We start from the raw sequence: 19,015 nt of genomic DNA, 5'->3' as shown, positions 1-19,015 counted from the left end.
TATTGTCTGTATAGATCTTGTCCGCTTTCGAGTGGCAACAGCACCATAAGGCTCGGGCTATTGCTATCGCCCACTCCCTTCCGGACAGCGCCCAAAACGCCAACTCAGCTACTTCTATCTCTCGAGGCTCGCTTGGCGACAAAGCGGGCCTCTTGTCGCTCTACATTCCTCTTGGACTGCGAGCCGCTGTTCTGCCAATTGCCGGCTGCGCGCGATCGCCCGGTCGGCGCGTCCAATAGTTCTTGTCTTCTAAAAGGGGTTTGCCCACGGCGATCGCTCCCTGTTAGCAGGCGGGAGCACGTGCGTCCTCAGCCACCGACGCCTACGGCGGAGCCTCAGCCGTGATGTCGAGTAAACGAACTCCAGAGCCGAAAGGAATGAAACGGCGATGGCAGCGCTTCTTGAGCTGGAACCATCCAGGAAGCTAAGGGCCTTTTGGACGAGGGTCGCTTCGCCGGCTTCGTCATCGGAGTAGATCGTAAGATCGGCACATCGGGTTCGTCCACTCCCTTCAAGGAAGTGCAAGTGGGAGCCTCAAAGTCAGCTAAGGCTCACGAGCGCCGCTTGGAAGATCGGCCGGTTGCTTCCGGTCTAGCCCGATGAGCCGACAACTCCAGGCGCCGCCTAACTTCGCATTCGGGGCCAATAGCCGACAATCGTTCTGTCCCTTCAGGGTCGCTAGTTCGGCCCCGCTTTGGACTCGTTGTCATCTGGGAAAGTGCGCGATTGTCGCGCTCGTCCCAGTACTTCACCAGCAATCGATTTAACCGTCACCTCATATTGGTAGACACCGGGGTTGCAAGGGCCGAACGTGCGAAGAGCGCCAGCCGGAAGGATGCCATTCTTTGGCAGGCGCACTTCCTGGCCGCCGTATTCGCGATTGGCTTGGGTAAGCTGCACAAGGATTGAAGCTGCTCCTTGCGGAACGTCCTTTAGCCGAATTTCTGGATTATCGAAGAGGCTAACACAGGGTCTTGAGCCGAGAAACGAGAAGCTCATTGTCATTCCTGCAATAGCCTGCCGTGTGACCAGCTCGTCCTGGACCTGTTGTCGCGCGGCGGTTTGAGCCGCTGCCGACGTGGCCCAGATCAGGACAAAACCTGTAACTGAAATTGCTCTCATTGGCTTCGATAGCACAGCCCGAGAGACGTGTCTGTTCTATTCCCGATCGGTCGCCCCCTCGGGGGCGCCCCGTCGTCTGTTCTCGTCCTCGATTCCTTCAAGCAAGTTGAGGATCGTGGGACCGTCCACGTTCTCAAGCGCGTCGCGCTTATAGCGCTCGACGATCGTCAGCTCAGCCTCCGAAAAAGCTCCGGCCCCGTTTGCACTACCGTCTCAGACAAGCAAGCAGACGAGATCGACTGGTCACGGTCTCATCACCGATAGATGCCCAGGGCCTTGTCGTGACAGGGTTTTTGTAACGCCTACGCGGTACCGAATCTGAGCAAATTCGACCATCTCGCCAGAACGCGAATTGGGACAGCCTAGCACTCGTCCTTGTCGCTGTGATGAAGATTAAAACTTTTGTCGTACTTGTCGCGGGCTTCGGTACCAACGCTGTATCGGCCGGGCCACCATGAATGTGGCGGATTATAGTTGTCGTTCTCAGCGTCTGCCTTGGCTTTCTCGTCTAGCTTCTCGGGCGTCCAAAGCGACATTGATTTATCTTTACCCCACATCTTGCTCCTCACTGACCATCCTCGACGATGACTTTGCTGCGGCCTATGGCGCCGGCAGCAATTTGAAACGACGTGCCTATCGCCCAACAGCATGCCACCATAACGCTGAATCCATCCCGCATGATGTAGTCAAAGACAATGATGCCAACGGAGAGAAACACCGCACTCGCGGCCAAGAAAGTTCCGGCCCCGCTAGCTATCGCCGCCGCGTCGGTGCCTAAGCTCCATTCTCCCGATCTGGTGGATTCTACTGTCTGCGCAAGACGGCTAGGCAGATCGATGCCCACGTAGAAGCCAAAGCCCCCGTAAAGCATCATCAACAAGACGATCCATTCGTTTCGAAAAAAATCATTGTCCATGCGCATCATTCCTACGGCCACGTACAGACCGCCCGCGGCCCCAACCATGGCAAGTCCGATTCTTTCGAGAATGTGCGCCAATTTGATCAGCACGGAGCGGCCGAACCATGCGGTAGCGGCGACGCGGGCGTACTTCGTCAACTTTCTCTCCCCAAACGACAAAGCGCTAAAAACGACTGCAATGCTCATTTTCATGATATTCTCCTTTCTTGCTTTCCAATTGCTCGCCCAACGCACGCAGGCACCGCCCGAGCGCATCGTGATGCGATTTGAATATCAATGTTCAGGATGACATGTGCCTACCGACGGCACTGGGCTGCCATTTGTGGAAGCGGCGACTTCGGTGCGTCGCCGCTTTTGGGCAGCTCTCTCGGACAAGCAATCCGCTCGGCCAAGCCAACAAGCTACGCCCTTTCCGTTCGAGCACCTAATGAATAACTTCCCATCGGGGCCATTCATCGCGATACCCACCGAGGTCGTATTCGAACTTCAAGAGGTCAGTTTGCCCTAACCTCTCGCCGATTAGAGTGATCAGGCCCGGAGACTCTGAATGGAGACCTGTTTCTTCGTGCAGTGTGGCCCAGCCGCTGCGTGATGAACTGTCTGAGGTCGGCATGATGCTCGCGAGCCCAACAGCATACGCCTTGGAGAGCGAGAGCCGATCGGAATCAGTAACGGGGGCTGCCAGTTCACGACTGGTTTTGGTCGATGACCAGAATAGAAAAAGAAAGAGATAGCTATTCGCGCACGAAGAGCGCACTGTTGCGAGTGCCGATTGTGACGCTGGTGCGGAGTTTTACTCCAGGGCGACGAAGCGTAGAAAAAGAAAAATAGCTTCCGAGCTCTCCACTCACTGCGGAGGCCAACTGAGTTTTCAATCGGAACGCATTCGCTCGAAGAGCTGAATGGCGTCGCTTGCGCCCGGCGGCCTCGCCCGTGTGCTAGTGGCTCCGGCGGCCCCTCGTTGCCAATCTACGAGAATGATCATGGTGATGACGAAGGTGCCTGCGCCGCCACCCTGTTGCGCTTCAGTCGAGATCGTGACGATCAGTTCGGTCGATCTTTCGGATGCCCGGGAGCCGATGCGATGGCGTGAAGCGCCTGTCGACCTCGGCAAGCATCGCGATAGCGCCGCGCCGAACACTGACTTTCGCCCAACGCCGGCGGAGATTGGACCCGATGCCGAGGTGTTGCTCGGTCGGCTTCTACACCTCGAACGTGAGTTGCTCGCGACACCCCCGAAGCCAAGGACGAGCGTGCTTCCGGAGCTAAAAATGCCCGGCCGCGACCTACGAATCGATGCTTGCCGCGGCATCGCGCTCTGGTGCATCTTTCTGAACCATATTCCCAACAACATCGGAAGCTGGCTGACGCTGCGGAATTACGGCTTCAGCGATAGCGCGGAAGTGTTCATGTTCGCCTCGGGCGTGACCTGCGCGATCGCCTACGGTAAGGCGCACGAGCGCGGTGGATGGATGGGCGTGCTCGGCCGTACACTGCAACGTAGCTGGGACATTTACGCCGCTTTTCTGCTGCTCATTCTTGCTTGCGCCGTGGTGGTTTACCTCGCAGGCGGCGGCGGGCTTGCCGACGAGACCAATACGCGTATTCTCTTGGAACATCCGGGAGCGACGCTCGCGCAAGCGGCAATCCTGCAATACCGTCCTGTCAACACCGACGTCTTGCCTCTCTTCGTAATTTTCCATCTTTTGTTCGCGCCATTGCTGTGGCTGATGCTCCGAGTGCCGAATGTGGCGCTCGGCGCCTCGCTCTTGCTTTATGCGTCGGTGCATCTTTTCGGCTGGACCGTTCCGGCGTGGCCGAACAACGCTTGGTTCTTCAATCCGCTCGCTTGGCAGTTGCTGGTTGTGCTCGGTGCGTGGTGTGTCACGGAGGGCAAGAAGTTCTGGCCGCGGTTGAGTTCACGCTTGGCGCTTGGACTTGCCGTTCTCTATCTGGCTTTCAGCCTGACTATCGCATTGGGTTGGAGCATCAGACCACCGGAGGTGCTTGTCCCACAGATCCTGACGAAGTTGCCTTACCTGGCGGGCAAATCGGACCTCGATCCTTTGCGATTGCTGCATTTTATTGCCCTTGCGATCTTGGTGGTATGGCTCGTGCCTCGCAATTGGCGAGGGCTGTCGACGCCGACGATGCGCGGGGCGATCCGCTGCGGCGAGAACCCCTTGGCAATCTATTGCCTCGGCGTTCTGCTCGCGCTTGCCGGCCACATAGCGCTGGTCAAAATCTCAGATGAGCTTGCAATGCAGATCGCACTCAGTTTCGTCGGCATCCTGGTGATGATTGCGGCTGCAACCCTGCTCAGCTCGATCAGGACCAAACCCGGGCAGCGACAACCGCTCATGACATCCGATTTCATTGCAGAGGATGCACGCCGTAACGCGTCGCCGGTCAGGCCATTAAACCGCTGATGTCGCGCCAGATGGTTCACGGGCGGACGATGCAACGGACTCGGCGGCGCGTCCGCTTTCTCACCAGCACCTGACGGCATTCGGATATGAGTTGTTATGGAAGAACTCAGCCGTTGGACGACGTAAGCTGCCGACTATCTGAAGGCGAAAACCCATTCGACGGCCAACGCAAGGCGCGTTCTTAAAGCATGAGCTCGCGAAGCTCTTTGTCGATTGCTTGCCAGGGCGCGTTGAGGTCTACCGTGTAGATTGAGACCGTCCTACCCGCGATCTCATACCGCTGCCGAATCTGGCGATCCACACGAGGGTATCGATCGGTGCACTTCGTTCCGCACCACGGCTCTTCTTAAATTCGGCTGCGACCAATCTCGCGCCCTGCCGCAACTCAAGTAGATTCTGTATCCACAAACTCTCTCTGTCGTCGTCAGCAGGATCAGGATAATCGTCATCCTCTTCGACGTTATCAAATTGGCCAGAATAGCTGGGCAGATCCTGAACGGAGTTATATCTTCCATACTCCATGAATGCTTTTCGAGTGTAGTCATCAGTGCCCTTGGTAGCTTTTAGTAGCTGACCGAACGGGCGTAGGTCGAGAGAGGAACGGCGGGCGGCAAAAGCGCTAGAAACTAGGGATTTTCAAGACGGCGGTAGCGATTGCCGGACTTTCCCGACCTATCCGCCGCTCGACGATCGGCTCGACGACGTGGCTTGGGCGGGCTGACGTGGGGGGAGCACGCTCATGACACGAGAGCAACGGGTTCGGGCATACGCAAACCACCTTGGCCTCATGGTGCGAGGGAGCAACGGCGGTTCAAGTTGGCGGAACGCTACGACAAGAAGCGGATCATCGGAACGTATCGTTCAATTGAGACGCTTGAGTGTGGTAGCAATCGGTACGGCCAGCAGATGCTGGCCGCTCCCAATGGCCATGGTTAGGATGATCCGCCCAAGTCTCTCCCCACAGATCAGTTGCAGGAGCAGAGGGAATGCGACAGAGCCTGACCACTATGCGTGAATGTCTTGTATGGGCAATGGAGCGGCGTGGGATGATGTCGTTGGGCGAGATTTATCACGAAATCAAAACCGTCTGTGCAAGACACGACCGTGAACTCCCTAACGAATGGGAGGCGGAAGTGAGGCAGACGCTCCAAGCGCATTGTGCCGATAGTCGGCAGTACAAGGGCGGTGACGATCTGTTCGTATGGCATAAGCCCGGTTATTGGTCTTGTAAGGCAACCACCCCACGATCGACGACTTGGCATAGTCTCGTGTTGCCAACATTTGTAAGGCCGTGTGCCGAATACGTCCGCAGTGACTTGGGTTTGGCAATTCCGAGAATGTAGGCGCGGCAGCGGGATCAGCTACCACCTAATCAAAAGTCCCGGCCATGCCTCCTAGTCGGGTAGGTTAGCAAGCCACTGGTGCCGCGTCTTTCCCCCAATTTCGTTGCGAGCAAGGCCCAATCGGGTGTTCACGACTTACGTCGGCGGTCTATACTTGCTGACAGATGAACGCCACTCCGACCCGCACATATAACCCCCTCCCGTTCACCGACCTTGAGCCAAAGCGGTTCGAGGATTTGGTGCGGCAACTTATCTACGAATTTCGTCCATGGCGGAGACTTGAGGCGACGGGGCGATCCGGTTCGGATGATGGCTTTGATGCCCGCGCCCTTGAGATCGTTGATGCGGTGAACGCAACTCCTGCGTTGGATCAGGATGAAATTGAAGACGAGGCAGCAGAGCCCGGCATTCCGGATCGGTTGTGGCTGATCCAATGCAAGCGAGAGCGGAAGATCACACCCGCTAAACTCAAGGGTTATCTTACAGAGATACGGCTCGGCCCCGAAGAGAAACTGCACGGCATCATCTTTGCCGCGGCCAGTGACTTCTCCAAGGCGGCTCGCGATGCCTTCTATGCATGGTGCCGGGATCAGGGTCTCAGCGAGGCGCTGATTTGGGGCAAAGGCGAACTGGAAGATCAGCTTTATCAGCCAAAGAACGACAATCTGCTGTTTGCCTACTTCGGCATTTCGCTGACGATCCGTCGGCGTAGTCAAGCGACGCAGATACGGGCCGAAATCGCCACCAAACGGAAATTGAAGAAAACGGTGATGTCAAGTTCTGCCGATGTGCTCGTGCGCGATCCGCTTGCGGAGGAATACCCTCACGTTAAAGAGGGAGAGCGGCCGACAAAGTGGGGCGTCTTTGCTCCCGAAACTCTGAGCCACAACGGCTTGGAGATGAGCATTTCGTGGTCCTATGCGTTTCTCGATCCCGATACCGGTGAATGGGATGCTGCCGATGGCGTGCCTGCGATGCGCCGACACCATCATTGGAGGGTCGAGGATACGCAACTCGATGAACTCGACTATGTTGCTCGCGCAACTTGGGATGCTTTACCAGAAGAGAACCGCGCATGGCTCAAGTTCTCAGGAGGCATTAGGCTGCGGGACATTGTTGCCATTGATGACCTTGGCGACGACCTATTCGAAGGCGTGCACATCTATGCTCCCTTTTCGCCAATGAATGGCCCGTTCTCGTGCTTTTGGCGTTGGCTTGAACTGTCGCCGTACTCCAAGAGACACGACGTCCCCAAATTGTTTCACAACGACCCATCGAAACGGATCGATCGGTTTCACGCTCGAACGAAGAAAACTATAGCGTAGGGGGTGGACGTTTCAGGCGCTGCGCCTCTCGTAATGTCCCACTCCGGACCACTGAAATGGATCGGGCACATGGAATTGAACGAGCTTTTGTTGGGCAAAGGGATCGACCCGCGTGGCGTTATCGTGTTTCGCCATCGTCCCAACGAGCCCGAATTGAATAAGGTGTTTCCGCTGTTGGCGGCGGATCGGCCAGACTTGTTCAACGCCTACCAACAAACCCACGGTGAAAAAGTAGAGAAGGCCATGCTGTCCGCAGAACACGTGGCCTCATTCATTCGACACGGGTCGGGCAAGGCGCTGTTCATCGGCGCATTCGCAATCAGGAAAACAACGCCGCTCACGCAGGCACAATATTGGCGCGTCCCGGCCCATGCCGAATTGAGAAAGTTGGGAATGCGTGGATTTGTCACAGGCAGCCGATCCAGTTGCTTATGGTTCGACCTGAAGTCGATCGACTTCTATTCCGAATGGAAGGGCAAACTAATTGTGGATTGGCCTCCGCCGGAGCGATCTTGGTGGCGGCGCGCCCATCGCAATCAGATGTCAATTCATGCTGTTCTCGAAGACAGCGCGCTTGATACAGCGATGCAGAAATGGAACGAGCTAGACCTTACTTGGAGCCAACTTAGTATCTTGCCAAAGCGATGGCAGGCGAAGCTCGCCGAGTGGCGGGGCATCTACTACATTTTCGATAGCTCGGACGCAAAGGGCTACGTCGGCTCCGCTTATGGCGCGGAAAATCTGTTGGGCAGATGGCGAAACTATGGGACCTCCGGGCACGGCGGGAACAGACTGCTGCGGCAGCGTGACCCAACAAACTTTCGTTTCACCATCCTCGAACTCGTTTCCCCCACGATGCCGCCCGAAGAAGTTCAATGGCTCGAAAGTAATTGGAAAGAGCGGCTTCACACGCGCCAGCCCTATGGTCTCAACGACAACTAGACACTCGAAGGCGATGCCTGCGATGCTGACCACCGACGCGGAGCGCAATGCAGAGTATTGCAGCGGCCATTGCCCTCCGGCTCGTCACGCATGTGTCGGACGAAGGGGCCTGACAATTGGCCTGTAAGGTGCTCATAGGAGCCCAGCTATTAGTTTCTCTTGTGTAATCCGATCGAAGGGGTTGACCAACGCTCATCCTCCGCCGTTGATGCAACTCTTGGGACATATGCCGATCAGGCCATTTGGGGAACCGCCGTCTTGACGCCCGATCAATTCATCCGAAAGTGGAAAAACGCCGAACTTAATGAAAGGGCGGCGGCTCAATCCCACTTTATCGACCTGTGTAGAATGCTTGACGAGCCAGCGCCGACTGACGTCGATCCGAAGGGCGAGTGGTACGCCTTTGAGCGTGGTGCGACCAAGACGACCGGCGGCGAGGGTTGGGCCGACGTCTGGAAGCGCAATCATTTCGGTTGGGAGTACAAGGGCAAGCGGAAGGACCTCAAGGCGGCCTTTGCGCAACTGCAACAATACGCCCTGGCGCTGGAAAACCCGCCGCTGCTGGTCGTCTGCGACATGGACCGGTTTGAAATCCATACCAACTGGACCAACAGCGTTTCGGCGGTTCACGAATTCGGGCTCGACGATCTGCGTGAGCCGAATGTTCGGCAAAAGCTCAAATGGGTGTTCTCTGATCCTGAGCATTTGAAACCGGGCAAGACCCGCCAGACCCTCACAGAAGAAGCGGCTGCCGAATTTGCTAAGCTCGCGCAACGTTTGCGAGATCGAGGTCATGCCGCCGAAACGGTCGCGCATTTTATCAACCGGCTCGTCTTCTGCATGTTCGCGGAGGACGTCGATCTTCTGCCGAACAAGATGTTCAAGCGGATGCTGGAGCATGCATCCTCGCGCCCGGCAGAATTCCAGTCGCTTGCGAGCGACCTCTTTAGAGCGATGCAGTCCGGAGGACGGGTCGGCTTCGAGCATGTTGCTTGGTTCAACGGCGGACTATTCAATGACGACACAGCCCTGCCGCTTGACCGAGACGACATCGGCATAACCCTGGTCGCCGCTAACATGGATTGGGCCGAAATCGATCCATCCATTCTCGGCACGCTGTTTGAGCGGGGCCTCGATCCCGACAAGCGTTCGCAGTTAGGCGCACACTACACAGATCGGGAAAAGATCATGATGATCGTCAATCCGGTCATTGTGAGGCCGTGGTTAGCCGAATGGGAGGAGACGCGATCACAAATCGCCAAAGCGATGTCTGATGTCGCAGAAGCGCAGCAGCGGACACCCGGCAAACAGTCGGAGGCCAGAAAGGTGTTCGCAGCGGCACGGCGGGCGGAGGAAACTTCGAGACGCTTGGCGTCGAGCCTGTTCATCGGCTTCTTAGACCGTCTAAGAAGCTTTCGAGTGCTTGATCCAGCTTGTGGTTCGGGAAATTTCCTTTACTTGGCGCTCCTCGCCCTCAAAGATATCGAGCATCGCGCGAACATCGAGGCCGAGTTACTTGGATTGACCCGGCAAGCCCCCGCCGTTGGGCCGGAAGCGGTGCTCGGGATCGAAATAAACTCCTAGCCGAAACAGCACTAACGGCATAGATCATGGCAACTCTTAATCCGGGCACTTTGATCTTGATTGCCGATGCCATCGAGAGCGCTGTCGAGAGCGCCTTGGAAGCGAACTCGATCGAAGCATCTAAAGCGCATCTGGAGACCGTCAGGGCGTTCAATGAAGAGTTGCTGAAACTCGCTGTCGCTGCGCAGCACGAGATCGATGCTGGTGGCACAGCCGATGCGCTGCGCGATTGAGCGCCGCGCGTCGCGGGCGCTCCGGATCGAACACGTTGAAAGCACCGGCTCGCCTATTGCGCCTGCGCCACTCGCTCTCCGATTTCTCTGAGCCAGCCGATTACTTCATCTCCGGGGTCGCACTGAGCAAGACGGGCGCGGGACATTTTGGAAACCGCCGCTGTATTGAGCTGCGTTTTCGCTTGTGATGTCTTTTTTGCGCACTTACGCGGGTCATCGGCGGGCCAGAGCGCACCACCCGTGGCATTGTGCACAGCCTGCGCAACAAGCGTGGGAACGTCGTCAAAGTCTGCGAACGGCGCTCCGAATGTGACTACTATGTTTTGGTGTTGGTAGGCTTCCAGAATGGCGTCCGGGTGAAGAAAGTTCTCCATTTCACGCTTACTGGTCGTGACAGCCGAACAGCGATCACGCGCGTTCACTTGGGCGGCAAATGTATCGTACTTTCCGGGCTGCGGCGGTGGGTTGTCGCGGTCATAGATGTGGAACTCGGGCCTGTTCAGGGGGTGAAGTCGGGACGTCCAAAGCGCGAGATTGTTGCCCCCAAACGGGAAAAAGATGAGTTCACCGGAAATCTCGAGCGCATCAATATCCGGCACATCCACTCCGTCGGCCCTGAGTACCTTGCTCATGCCCTTAAGGAACGCAATGTCGTGCTTTCCTTCAACGCCAACGAAGAGCTTGACCGAGTGGTCCGGAAGAACGCCTAGTGATTGTGCGATCCTTGCGTTCGTGTCAGGCCCACCGGTCGCAATGCTCCGACTGCCGTCCGGCTGACGTTCAATGAAGCGCAGAGACGCATCGGGCAGCCCGCGCGCCAGCATCGGCGTGTGAGTGGTCACGAATACCTGCCGCCCGGCTGTTGCAGATAGATCGGAGAGTGCAGACATCAACATGCGTTGGTTTCGCGGATGCTGGCTCGTCTCGGGTTCCTCGATTGCGTAGATGACTGACCCTGCTTGCTTTTCGATTGCAGCCCGCTCAGCTTTCGCCCTAAAGAAGTTCAGGAGCACGAGACGCTTGATGCCGCTCCCTCGCTTGTTGAGCGGGATACCTTCGTCACCTGTGATGCTAGTTTGAAACAGCGTGTCCCAATTTTTGGTCTTTATTACTGGATCGAGCGTTTCTGCGACGGATGCGTCCATCTCCTTGATCTTTTCGACGGTAGCCTCCGCGATCCTGCGGACCTCCGCTTCGACATGGGCCTGAACTTTAGCCAAATCCTGTTCTACAGCCTTGAGCGCGTCGCGAATGGCCGCCTTTAGTGGATCCTGCGCTTCTGCATCTTGATCCGTGCTCGCCCTATCAGATTTGAACAAAGCGAAGGATGGCAGATATCGTGCGAGCGCGGACCAAATTTGCTTTCCGCCTTCCTTCTCCAAGGAAATGCATGTCCAGTCCAGTCTTAGCGCCTCCGCGCTGTTCCAAATCGCAGCGCGGATCGGTGCGTTTGCCTGCTTATTCACATTCGTGAGGTCGATCCCGAGTTCGCCAGCGCGCGCGAGGAGATCTGCTTTTTTTAGTTGCAGTAAGTCGTTTATTCCTTTGACCGTAGGATGCACGGCGACAGCTTCGACGGATGTCATCTTAGGGTTTGCGAGCGAGCCGTCATACGTCTTGCGGATTTCAAGCCGTCCCCGGACGTTCAGAAGATACTCGGCCTCCAAATTGGTTTCGTAGTCAGCATCCAAGATGATGCTTTCGGGAAGATCGTCAAACTCGCAGGTTATCCGCACCGCCTTGCGATCGCCCGAAAGGCAGGCGTCGTCCTTGTCAAGTTTGGCTTCATCGAAAAAAATCGCAAGGCTGTCCATAATTGTGGATTTGCCAACGTCATTTCGGCCTACAATCGCTGTGATGTCGTCGAACTCAATGCAGATTTCATTCTCGAAACAGCGGAAGTTCTCTAGCTTCAAAGCAGTCAATTTCACGGGCGGCCCCAAGTACAACTAAGGGGCGCATCCTAATAAGAGACCTCAAAATGCGGGTATCCGTGGAATTACGGAAACGTGCTCCAATCCACCGAAAAGAAGCGATGACGAATTGGGACGGCGACGCGCTGTCGGGCCCCGCACCCACGATGCGCCATCCCGGCCACTCTGGAATTTTGTGTCCGCGTTTTGCCGGGTCCTCCGAAACGGGCCTTGAGACGCGGGGACGCGCGACGGCCCCCTTTCGGCGTATTTGGCCCCGCTCTTTTCCGACTTTGCTGCATCCGGTAATATCGCGAATTCAACGGGATAGGGCCGATGAGTGAGTTAGAACGGGCGTGGCGGGCATGGCGGGTGCTTTCGCGACCTGATCGGGTGCGATTTCTCGCGCTGTTCCGTGGAGCCTATGCCCAAGAGCGCGCGGCAGCGGTGCGGCGACGCGGCGGCGGACGTGGCAGAAGGGGATTGCGGCTCGCGGACGTGGTGTTGAGCGAGGGGGACCTCCAACGGCTCGGGCTATAAACGTCGTCTATGCGTTCGAGCGGCGGAGGCTACTCCGGGGGCAGGCCTGCCAGTAGATTTCGGTAAATGGCTCGCAACCCACTTACCGGGACAAAGGGCAAATGGCGGTCGCTTAGGTACGGCTGCCACCCACTCCGGGACCCATCGTCCCGCGTAAAAGCCGATGTGAGGAAAAGTAAGGCCGCGCAGTTGGCGGCCTGCCAAGGCCCCGGTGCTGGCCTGCTTCCGGACCACTTTTTCAATCGAGCGGCGGCCTGTTTTTGTCGTGTGATGGCCCATGGACCGTGCCATGCTCCAAGAACACCTAGCGATAGCGGAGCGCCACATTGCGGGGGCGTGAAGCTTCTTGCCAAGCAGGAAGCACTGATCGCCGAACTGGAACGGCACCACCACGACACAGAGGGCGCACGGGCGGTGCTGACCACGATGCGGGAAACGCAGTTTCTCCATATCGACGATCGGGATCGCATCTTGAGGGAGTTGGAACGGTAGGCTTGTTGATCTAAGTCAATGGTCAGTGGGCTTTCGGATCAAAGCTCGGCTATGGATGAGCGCAAGTCAGAGACACGTCCCGATCGCAAGCCGACGCGTTTGGACGAGGCTCTGCGCATCATTGAGGAGTACGCGGCCGACCTCCGCAAGATGATCAAGAAGCTCCGCCAAAAGATGAATTGAGGCCGCTGCCGGTTTGAAAGCCAACTGCACTCGACAGATGCGCGGCGGACAGGAAGCAGCACCGCCCGCCGCGCCAACTGCGCCGCCTGCCCATGCGCAAAACCGACGGCGCATCTCGAAAATTTACGCGCCCACGTGGCGAACGAGGCCAAATTGGCCTTCGTCCTCGCGCGGCACGCGCTGATGTGCAGGGATCAAGTGAACGCCCAACAGCGCGCGCGGATCGATATCCGGGCGTTGCATGATTGTCGATCCACCGACTTGTGCTCTCCAAACTAGTTCGACCTCTTGTCTTTGCACAGACAAGAGATCATCCAAAATCTGCGCTTCGGCTTTCTGGCGCTGCTCAGCAGCTAGCGCATTCGTGTCATCGGCAGCCTGATCGATCGCGCGGTTAAGTGCCTCGATGAGAGCGTCCCGATGCAGCCACGCGAAAAGACCGAGTACGTCTGGCAGCTCGGCAAAACCGACCGCGCTCGGATCGGCGTTGAAGATTTTGACTTGATAGGATCGCGTCGGAAACGAAATCTGCCTGCCATGTGCAATCGCTTGGTCAACGCGAGGCGCGCCGCCTCCTGCCAACTGATCGATCAACTCGCGCGCTTGCTCTTTCACACCGACAGACGGCCAGGATGACGAACGGATGCGATGCAGACTGCTTTCTAATCCGCGACCGCGATCGCGATAGCGCTCGATCGCGTTTGGCAGGTCCTCGCCCTTCTTCAATTCCGCTTCCATCGGCGGATGCATCACGATAGCTGTTCCGGCTGGCACATTTCGGATCCAGTTCTCGGCACTTCTGACCAACGTGCTCAAAATATTCCAGCGTGCGCCGCGTTCCTCGATCAACTCGTCGCATCGCCTTAGCTCGCCGACCTTTCGATCCAAGCGGCGTTGCTCGTCAACTACACGCAAATCGTCCTCCGGAAGATCGTGGCCCCTATGCCTCTTGGGGCGCGCAGCCGCGACAGCCGAGCGCGGTGCTCTCCTATTTCAGTACGCAACATGTGCGTTTCCTCAACCGCCGCGCGGATCAGGGCGTGCTGATCGTCGCGGTGCTGCCGCGCCTCGCGTAGCCTGTCGGCAGCTTGCTGCGGCAGTAGATCGGCCTCATCGCCTGTCCGGGCGAGGAGGAAAGGATCGGTTTCGGCAGCGGCGATAGGTGGTCCAGCCGACGGAGTAGATACGTATTCGTTGCTCATTGTCATATCACCACAAAGGGTCCACGGACAACTTGACCGTACCACTGGAACGTTGTACGGACAAGTTGTCCGTGGGAGAAAAGTATGGGCATCAAATTTCTTAGCCGCAGTGACTACTGCGATTTGGCGGGTCTCAGCATCGAGCAATACAGCATTCTCAGAAGGCGAGATCAGCTTCCCACTGTGCCCAATTTGGACCTGTCCGACGAGGTCGCGAACAAGGGCGGCTTCGAGGCGAGCGGAGCACTGTATTTGATCGTAGCAAACCACCTCGTTGAAACATTTGAAATGTCGCGCGAGAGCGCAGCGCGGATTGCCGCATACGGGCGAGATATGTTTGACCGCTGGCCGGAAATCTCTGCAACGAGCGCGCAGGTGGTAGCCGGTCAAAAGCCGTCGCAAGATATACTGCTCGCGCTGATCGATTGGCACGGCGCGGCACGTGATAAAGCTAAGGCGAAGAACAGACCCGTGCAGAAGCGCGCGGTTGGCACTCTCAGGGAAATTGTCAACGAACATCCGAATGCACGCGACATCATTGCTGTTAGCTTGACACGTGCCGCCGCCCTAATGCGTCAACGCGCAGCAAAAGCGCGGATTGATCTGACCGAATTTTGGGAGAACTGAAAACCCGCGCCGCTTGTGCCGAGCGACGCGGGCGATCCGTGTAGATACCACCATCGGGCAACGCAAATGACCGGCGAGAGAGATGACAACATGGCCCCTTCCTGCGACGAGCGCAAGCCCGACATCAATCCCGACGATTGCGTTCCCTTCACATGGGACGATCCCTGCGTGATCGTGGAGCCAGTGGCCGCCACCGCCGTCTACATCGACGGAAACGACAACGTCGTCATCCGCCAGCAAGGCGCTTGGAACGAGGAAGGCGATCATCTGATCATCCTGCCGCGTCACGAGGCCGAGAAGCTTGCTGGCGCGATCTTCGACGCGACGGTGGCGCTCTGGCCGTCGAATAGGCAGCGCCAGGGCGAGGCCGAAAAAGCCGCGCCGACCGCTGCGGCGGACATCCGCCGCGATCGGACCGCCGCCGCTCGCATGCGCCGCTTTCGCGAGCGACAGCGTAACGGCGAGCCAGACCGTAACGGCGACCGCAACGCTGACCGTAACAGCGAGCGTAACACCGACCGTAACGCTGATCCAACCCTGCGAGCGGAGGCAGCCGAATGATGGGCTCCTCTATCGGGAAATTGTTCGCTCTATCGGGAAATCTGCTTTGGGTCGAATTGACAACTTTGGCGAAGCAGAAGCAGTTTGCGTGCGCCCGGAAATCCCAAAGGTTCGGACATGAGTACAGGACCGTGGCGCGCCCGACCGCGCGAAATCACCCGCACCGTCAAATCGGTCCAATCGACCGGCCTGCACGTCCGCAACGTCGAAGTCACGCGCGACGGCACGATCCGCGTCAATATCGGCAAGCCGAACGAGGCTGGAGATGCAGATAACACCAATCAGGAACCGGATGAGTGGGACTAGGGCAGGGGAAAATGGCTGAGATCAGATTGGATTTCGTTAACAGCGTTACCGACGTTCGTGGCAAACGGCGGCATGTGTTTCGCCGTAAGGGCCACAAGCGCGTCACGATCAAGGGGCGCGCAGGATCGCCCGAGTTCATGGAAATGTATCACGCGCTGCTCGAAAGGACCGGCGGCGCGATGTCTGTGGCTGAGATCGGCGCGAGCCGCACCAAGGCGGGAACGGTCGATGCTGTGGCCGTTGCTCTGTACAAACATGATGTTTTCGCCAAGGGGTTGGCGAAGGACACGCGCGACACTTGGCGGCGCATCGCATCATGGATAATTTCCGGGAATTCAAGACGCCGAGCGGCCGCCGATACGGCGAGAACCGGTTTGCGACAATCAGGCCAAAGAACATCACCGAGTTTTTGGAAGGCAGGACCGCCAATGCTCAGAAGAACAGGCTCAAAGCCGTCCGTTTCCTGATCCGGTTTGCGATCTCGCAAGGCGAATTGGCGCACGATCCGACCGAAGCCATTGAGGCTCTCAAAAAGGACGGCCCCAAGAGCATGGGGCACATGACATGGCTCGAACCGCAGATCGAGCAATATCGGGAGCGCCACGCGCTCGGCACTGTTGCCCGGGTCGCGCTCGAATTGCTGCTTAACATCGCCGCCCGACGGCACGATGCCCATCTGATCGGACAGCAGCATAACCGCAATGGCAAGCTCACTTGGCGGCCTCACAAGACGCTGCGGACCACCGGCAAGATGTTGTCGATCAGGATCATGCCGAGCTTGCAAGCCGCGCTGGACGCAATGCCGAAGGACGCGAGAGCCGATGGCGTGCTGACCTTCGTCACCAACGATTACGGCAGGCCATTCGCGTCGGCGGCTGCATTCGGAAACAAGTTTGCCGATTGGTGCACGGCGGCCGGTTTGAAGCCGGTCCTATGCGACGATGGCCGGACCCGAAATTATCGCGCCCACGGCTTGCGTAAGGCTGCACTGCGGGCATTGGCGCACGCGGGAGCAACCGGCGTCGAGTTGATGTCGGTGTCCGGTCATTGCTCGCTGGATCAGGTGCAGGAGTATCTCGACGAAGTCGATCAGGAGCGGGCCGCCGATGCCGCTATGATGAAGTTGGCGAATGCGCCGGAGACCAAAGCGGCAACATCGAGTGACTAACCGCTTTCAAAACGGTGACTAACGAGAAGCCAAGACATTGAGATCGCCACGGAAAATGTCGGTAGTGGCGATCCCGGCAGGATTCGAACCGGCGGTACGACATCGGGATCACCGTGGCGACTCGGTGGCGATTCCAGCCAAATAAAAGGCCGCCCCGCAGAGCGGCCTTTTGATTTTCAGCTGTCCTTACAGGACCTTACTTGGTTGCGGGGATAGGATTTGAACCTATGACCTTCAGGTTATGAGCCTGACGAGCTACCGGGCTGCTCCACCCCGCGTTAAACCGTTGCTTAGCCTTCGTAAAATGCCGGGGACGGTGGATGAGGGCCGGCGCTGTTCGCGTGGCTTTCCTCTTCCGGTCCAAAGGCTTCCTTGGAAGACAACCCCGGGGCAAAGCCCGTCGGGTGCGGGGGGTATGTATCAAGGCGGGCTGCCTTTGGAAAGGGCTGCGGGGACGTTTTTTTCGACTTTATGACAGGCAGATGGACCGGATTCCGGTCGATTTGCCGTAGACTTGCCAGAAGTTCCGCAAAGGGCCAGCTTGCGGCAACAAAAAGCGGGACAAACGCCTTCGAGGGGAGAGCGCCATGGACCACACCCTGGATCGTCCCTTGGATCGTTCCTTGGACCGATCCCTGACGAGCGCTGCGGTCGGAGCGCTGGAGGATGGCTTCCATGCCATGGTCGCGCGGTCGCGGACGGGACCAGCGCCTGACCTGGCCCAGCGGCTCGACCGGCTGGCGCGGCTGCGCAGCGTCGTCGCCGACAACGAAGAACGCTTCCGGCAGGCGATCTCGGCCGATTTCGGCCACCGCTCTTCGGTCGAGACCACCATCGCCGAGGCCATGATGGTCTACAGCGAGATCCGGCATGCGACAAAGCACCTGAAGGGCTGGATGGCGCCGCAGCGCATCGCCACCGCGCTGCAATTCCTGCCGGCGCGCAACCGGCTGATGGCGCAGCCGCTCGGTGTCGTCGGCATCATCGCGCCCTGGAATTATCCGCTGCAGCTGACGCTCGCGCCGGCGATCGGCGCGCTCGCGGCCGGCAACCTAGTCATCATCAAGCCGAGCGAGCTCGCGCCGCACTTTTCCGCGCTGCTGAAGGAGACGGTGGCCGCGAAGTTCGATGCGACCGAGCTGCTGGTCACCGGCACCGAGGACGACGTGGCGAAAGCCTTCGCCGGCCTCCCCTTCGATCATCTCGTCTTCACCGGCTCGACCCGGGTCGGCCGGCTGGTCGCGGAGGCTGCGGGACGCAATCTGACGCCAGTCACGCTCGAACTCGGCGGCAAGTCGCCGGCGATCATCGACGCTTCCGCCGATCTCGAAGAGGCCGCCGAGCGCATCGCCTACGGAAAGCTGCTCAATGCCGGGCAGACCTGCATCGCGCCGGATTACGTGCTGGTGCCGGAAACCTCCGTCCAGGCTTTCGCCGAGAAGGTGCGCGCGCAGATGCGGCGCATGTTCGGCACCGATCCCGCGAGCAGGGACTACACCTCCATCATCTCCGACCGTCACTATGCGCGGCTGGAGGGACTCGTGGCCGATGCCGCACAGCGCGGCGCAAAGATCCTGCAACCGGCGAAGGCGGACGATCCCAACTGGAAGGCGCACCGCAAGTTTCCGCCGACGCTCGTCATCGGCGCGACCGAAGCGATGGCGGTGATGCAGGAGGAGATCTTTGGCCCCGTGCTGCCGGTGCTTGGCTATCGCGAGCCGGCGGAGGCGATCGCCTTCGTCAACGCGCGCGAGCGGCCGCTGGCGCTGTACTGGTTCGGCAAGGACCGCGTTGCCCGCGACGAGGTGCTGGCGCGCACGATCTCCGGCGGCGTCACCGTCAACGATTGCCTGTTTCATTTTGCGCAAATCAACCAGCCGATGGGCGGCGTCGGCGCGTCCGGCACCGGCGTCTATCACGGCGAATGGGGCTTTCGCACGTTCAGCAAGCTGAAGCCGGTGTTTTATCGCTCGAAGTTCAACCGCCTCGCCGATCTCTATCCGCCCTATGGCGGCAAGATCGCGCGGCTGGAGAAGCTGATGCGGTTGATGTCGTAGGGGGAACAACGCCGCCATTGCGAGCGCAGCGAAGCAATCCAGAAATCCCTCCGCGGCGACAGTCTGGAT

Annotated in this window: 17 protein-coding genes and 1 tRNA gene; 12 read left to right on the top strand and 6 right to left on the bottom strand. The window is 58.3% G+C overall.

Features of this window, described 5'->3' with window-relative positions; translation table 11 throughout:
- Positions 1-678: 678 nt before the first annotated feature.
- Together XH79_RS14495 and XH79_RS14490 are read right to left on the bottom strand one after the other, a co-directional pair.
- A complete protein-coding gene (locus XH79_RS14495) occupies positions 679-999 on the bottom strand; it encodes a hypothetical protein (RefSeq protein WP_157785244.1) in 321 nt (106 codons plus the stop codon).
- Positions 1,000-1,687: 688 nt separating this feature from the next.
- Positions 1,688-2,233 carry a hypothetical protein gene (locus XH79_RS14490; protein WP_271582116.1) on the bottom strand — a complete coding sequence of 182 codons (546 nt, stop codon included), beginning with the start codon at positions 2,231-2,233 and terminating at the stop codon, positions 1,688-1,690.
- 797 nt (positions 2,234-3,030) lie between these two features.
- Here XH79_RS14490 and XH79_RS14485 point away from each other — a divergent pair.
- From XH79_RS14485 to XH79_RS14465, 5 genes are all read left to right on the top strand, one after another.
- Complete coding sequence (locus XH79_RS14485) at positions 3,031-4,470, top strand: OpgC domain-containing protein (RefSeq protein ID WP_442869953.1); 1,440 nt, start codon at positions 3,031-3,033, stop codon at positions 4,468-4,470.
- A gap of 1,507 nt (positions 4,471-5,977) precedes the next feature.
- Positions 5,978-7,138, top strand: a complete 1,161-nt coding sequence (locus XH79_RS14480) for a restriction endonuclease (RefSeq protein ID WP_271582115.1) — start codon at positions 5,978-5,980, stop codon at positions 7,136-7,138.
- Between the two features lie 69 nt (positions 7,139-7,207).
- A complete protein-coding gene (locus XH79_RS14475) occupies positions 7,208-8,080 on the top strand; it encodes a GIY-YIG nuclease family protein (RefSeq protein WP_271582114.1) in 873 nt (290 codons plus the stop codon).
- Between the two features lie 258 nt (positions 8,081-8,338).
- The gene (locus tag XH79_RS14470; RefSeq protein WP_271582113.1) at positions 8,339-9,664 is read left to right on the top strand and encodes a type IIL restriction-modification enzyme MmeI; all 1,326 of its coding nucleotides are present in this window, start codon (positions 8,339-8,341) and stop codon (positions 9,662-9,664) included.
- 26 nt (positions 9,665-9,690) lie between these two features.
- Positions 9,691-9,897, top strand: coding sequence for a hypothetical protein (locus XH79_RS14465; RefSeq protein ID WP_157785245.1), 207 nt, complete (start codon positions 9,691-9,693; stop codon positions 9,895-9,897).
- A gap of 53 nt (positions 9,898-9,950) precedes the next feature.
- Here XH79_RS14465 and XH79_RS14460 read toward each other — a convergent pair whose 3' ends face one another.
- On the bottom strand, positions 9,951-11,828 hold the full coding sequence (locus XH79_RS14460) for an ATP-binding protein (protein WP_271582112.1): 1,878 nt from the start codon (positions 11,826-11,828) through the stop codon (positions 9,951-9,953).
- An 858-nt stretch (positions 11,829-12,686) separates the two neighbouring features.
- On the opposite strand from XH79_RS14460, the gene XH79_RS14455 reads away from it, so the two are divergent.
- Positions 12,687-12,842, top strand: a complete 156-nt coding sequence (locus tag XH79_RS14455; protein WP_271582111.1) for a hypothetical protein — start codon at positions 12,687-12,689, stop codon at positions 12,840-12,842.
- A 51-nt stretch (positions 12,843-12,893) separates the two neighbouring features.
- Entirely contained in the window at positions 12,894-13,025 is a 132-nt protein-coding gene (locus XH79_RS14450) for a hypothetical protein (RefSeq protein ID WP_271582110.1), read from the top strand.
- A 123-nt stretch (positions 13,026-13,148) separates the two neighbouring features.
- Here XH79_RS14450 and XH79_RS14445 read toward each other — a convergent pair whose 3' ends face one another.
- Positions 13,149-13,940 carry a hypothetical protein gene (locus XH79_RS14445; protein ID WP_271582109.1) on the bottom strand — a complete coding sequence of 264 codons (792 nt, stop codon included), beginning with the start codon at positions 13,938-13,940 and terminating at the stop codon, positions 13,149-13,151.
- 371 nt (positions 13,941-14,311) lie between these two features.
- Here XH79_RS14445 and XH79_RS14440 point away from each other — a divergent pair, with 371 nt between their 5' ends.
- From XH79_RS14440 to XH79_RS14430, 3 genes are all read left to right on the top strand, one after another.
- Positions 14,312-14,854 (top strand): hypothetical protein, encoded by a 543-nt coding sequence (locus XH79_RS14440; RefSeq protein ID WP_271582108.1) that lies wholly within the window; start codon positions 14,312-14,314, stop codon positions 14,852-14,854.
- A 66-nt stretch (positions 14,855-14,920) separates the two neighbouring features.
- A complete protein-coding gene (locus XH79_RS14435; RefSeq protein WP_271582107.1) occupies positions 14,921-15,415 on the top strand; it encodes a hypothetical protein in 495 nt (164 codons plus the stop codon).
- Positions 15,416-15,532: 117 nt separating this feature from the next.
- The gene (locus tag XH79_RS14430) at positions 15,533-15,721 is read left to right on the top strand and encodes a hypothetical protein (RefSeq protein WP_271582106.1); all 189 of its coding nucleotides are present in this window, start codon (positions 15,533-15,535) and stop codon (positions 15,719-15,721) included.
- Here the strand turns inward: XH79_RS14430 and XH79_RS14425 are convergent.
- Positions 15,718-15,978: a hypothetical protein gene (locus XH79_RS14425; RefSeq protein ID WP_271582105.1), complete on the bottom strand. Its 261-nt coding sequence runs from the start codon at positions 15,976-15,978 to the stop codon at positions 15,718-15,720. The genes XH79_RS14430 and XH79_RS14425 overlap by 4 nt on opposite strands.
- A gap of 41 nt (positions 15,979-16,019) precedes the next feature.
- Between XH79_RS14425 and XH79_RS14420 the strand changes: the two genes are divergently transcribed.
- Positions 16,020-16,889: a tyrosine-type recombinase/integrase gene (locus tag XH79_RS14420; protein WP_271582104.1), complete on the top strand. Its 870-nt coding sequence runs from the start codon at positions 16,020-16,022 to the stop codon at positions 16,887-16,889.
- A 201-nt stretch (positions 16,890-17,090) separates the two neighbouring features.
- Here the strand turns inward: XH79_RS14420 and XH79_RS14415 are convergent.
- Positions 17,091-17,167, bottom strand: a tRNA-Met gene (locus XH79_RS14415).
- Between the two features lie 309 nt (positions 17,168-17,476).
- Between XH79_RS14415 and XH79_RS14410 the strand changes: the two genes are divergently transcribed.
- Entirely contained in the window at positions 17,477-18,946 is a 1,470-nt protein-coding gene (locus tag XH79_RS14410; protein ID WP_271582103.1) for a coniferyl aldehyde dehydrogenase, read from the top strand.
- Positions 18,947-19,015 lie beyond the last annotated feature (69 nt).

Source organism: Bradyrhizobium sp. CCBAU 45389, from assembly GCF_028128625.1.
GTDB lineage: Bacteria > Pseudomonadota > Alphaproteobacteria > Rhizobiales > Xanthobacteraceae > Bradyrhizobium > Bradyrhizobium liaoningense_B.
This window is presented reverse-complemented; position numbering and strand designations above follow the sequence as displayed.

Bases quoted from the DNA above. Each gene is read 5' to 3' on its own strand.
- XH79_RS14495 (WP_157785244.1), bottom strand. From the start codon at position 999: ATGAGCTTCTCGTTTCTCGGCTCAAGACCCTGTGTTAGCCTCTTCGAT.
- XH79_RS14490 (WP_271582116.1), bottom strand. From the start codon at position 2,233: ATGAAAATGAGCATTGCAGTCGTTTTTAGCGCTTTGTCGTTTGGGGAG.
- XH79_RS14485 (WP_442869953.1), top strand. From the start codon at position 3,031: ATGACGAAGGTGCCTGCGCCGCCACCCTGTTGCGCTTCAGTCGAGATC.
- XH79_RS14480 (WP_271582115.1), top strand. From the start codon at position 5,978: ATGAACGCCACTCCGACCCGCACATATAACCCCCTCCCGTTCACCGAC.
- XH79_RS14475 (WP_271582114.1), top strand. From the start codon at position 7,208: ATGGAATTGAACGAGCTTTTGTTGGGCAAAGGGATCGACCCGCGTGGC.
- XH79_RS14465 (WP_157785245.1), top strand. From the start codon at position 9,691: ATGGCAACTCTTAATCCGGGCACTTTGATCTTGATTGCCGATGCCATC.
- XH79_RS14450 (WP_271582110.1), top strand. From the start codon at position 12,894: ATGGATGAGCGCAAGTCAGAGACACGTCCCGATCGCAAGCCGACGCGT.
- XH79_RS14440 (WP_271582108.1), top strand. From the start codon at position 14,312: ATGGGCATCAAATTTCTTAGCCGCAGTGACTACTGCGATTTGGCGGGT.
- XH79_RS14435 (WP_271582107.1), top strand. From the start codon at position 14,921: ATGACCGGCGAGAGAGATGACAACATGGCCCCTTCCTGCGACGAGCGC.
- XH79_RS14430 (WP_271582106.1), top strand. From the start codon at position 15,533: ATGAGTACAGGACCGTGGCGCGCCCGACCGCGCGAAATCACCCGCACC.
- XH79_RS14425 (WP_271582105.1), bottom strand. From the start codon at position 15,978: ATGTTTGTACAGAGCAACGGCCACAGCATCGACCGTTCCCGCCTTGGT.
- XH79_RS14410 (WP_271582103.1), top strand. From the start codon at position 17,477: ATGGACCACACCCTGGATCGTCCCTTGGATCGTTCCTTGGACCGATCC.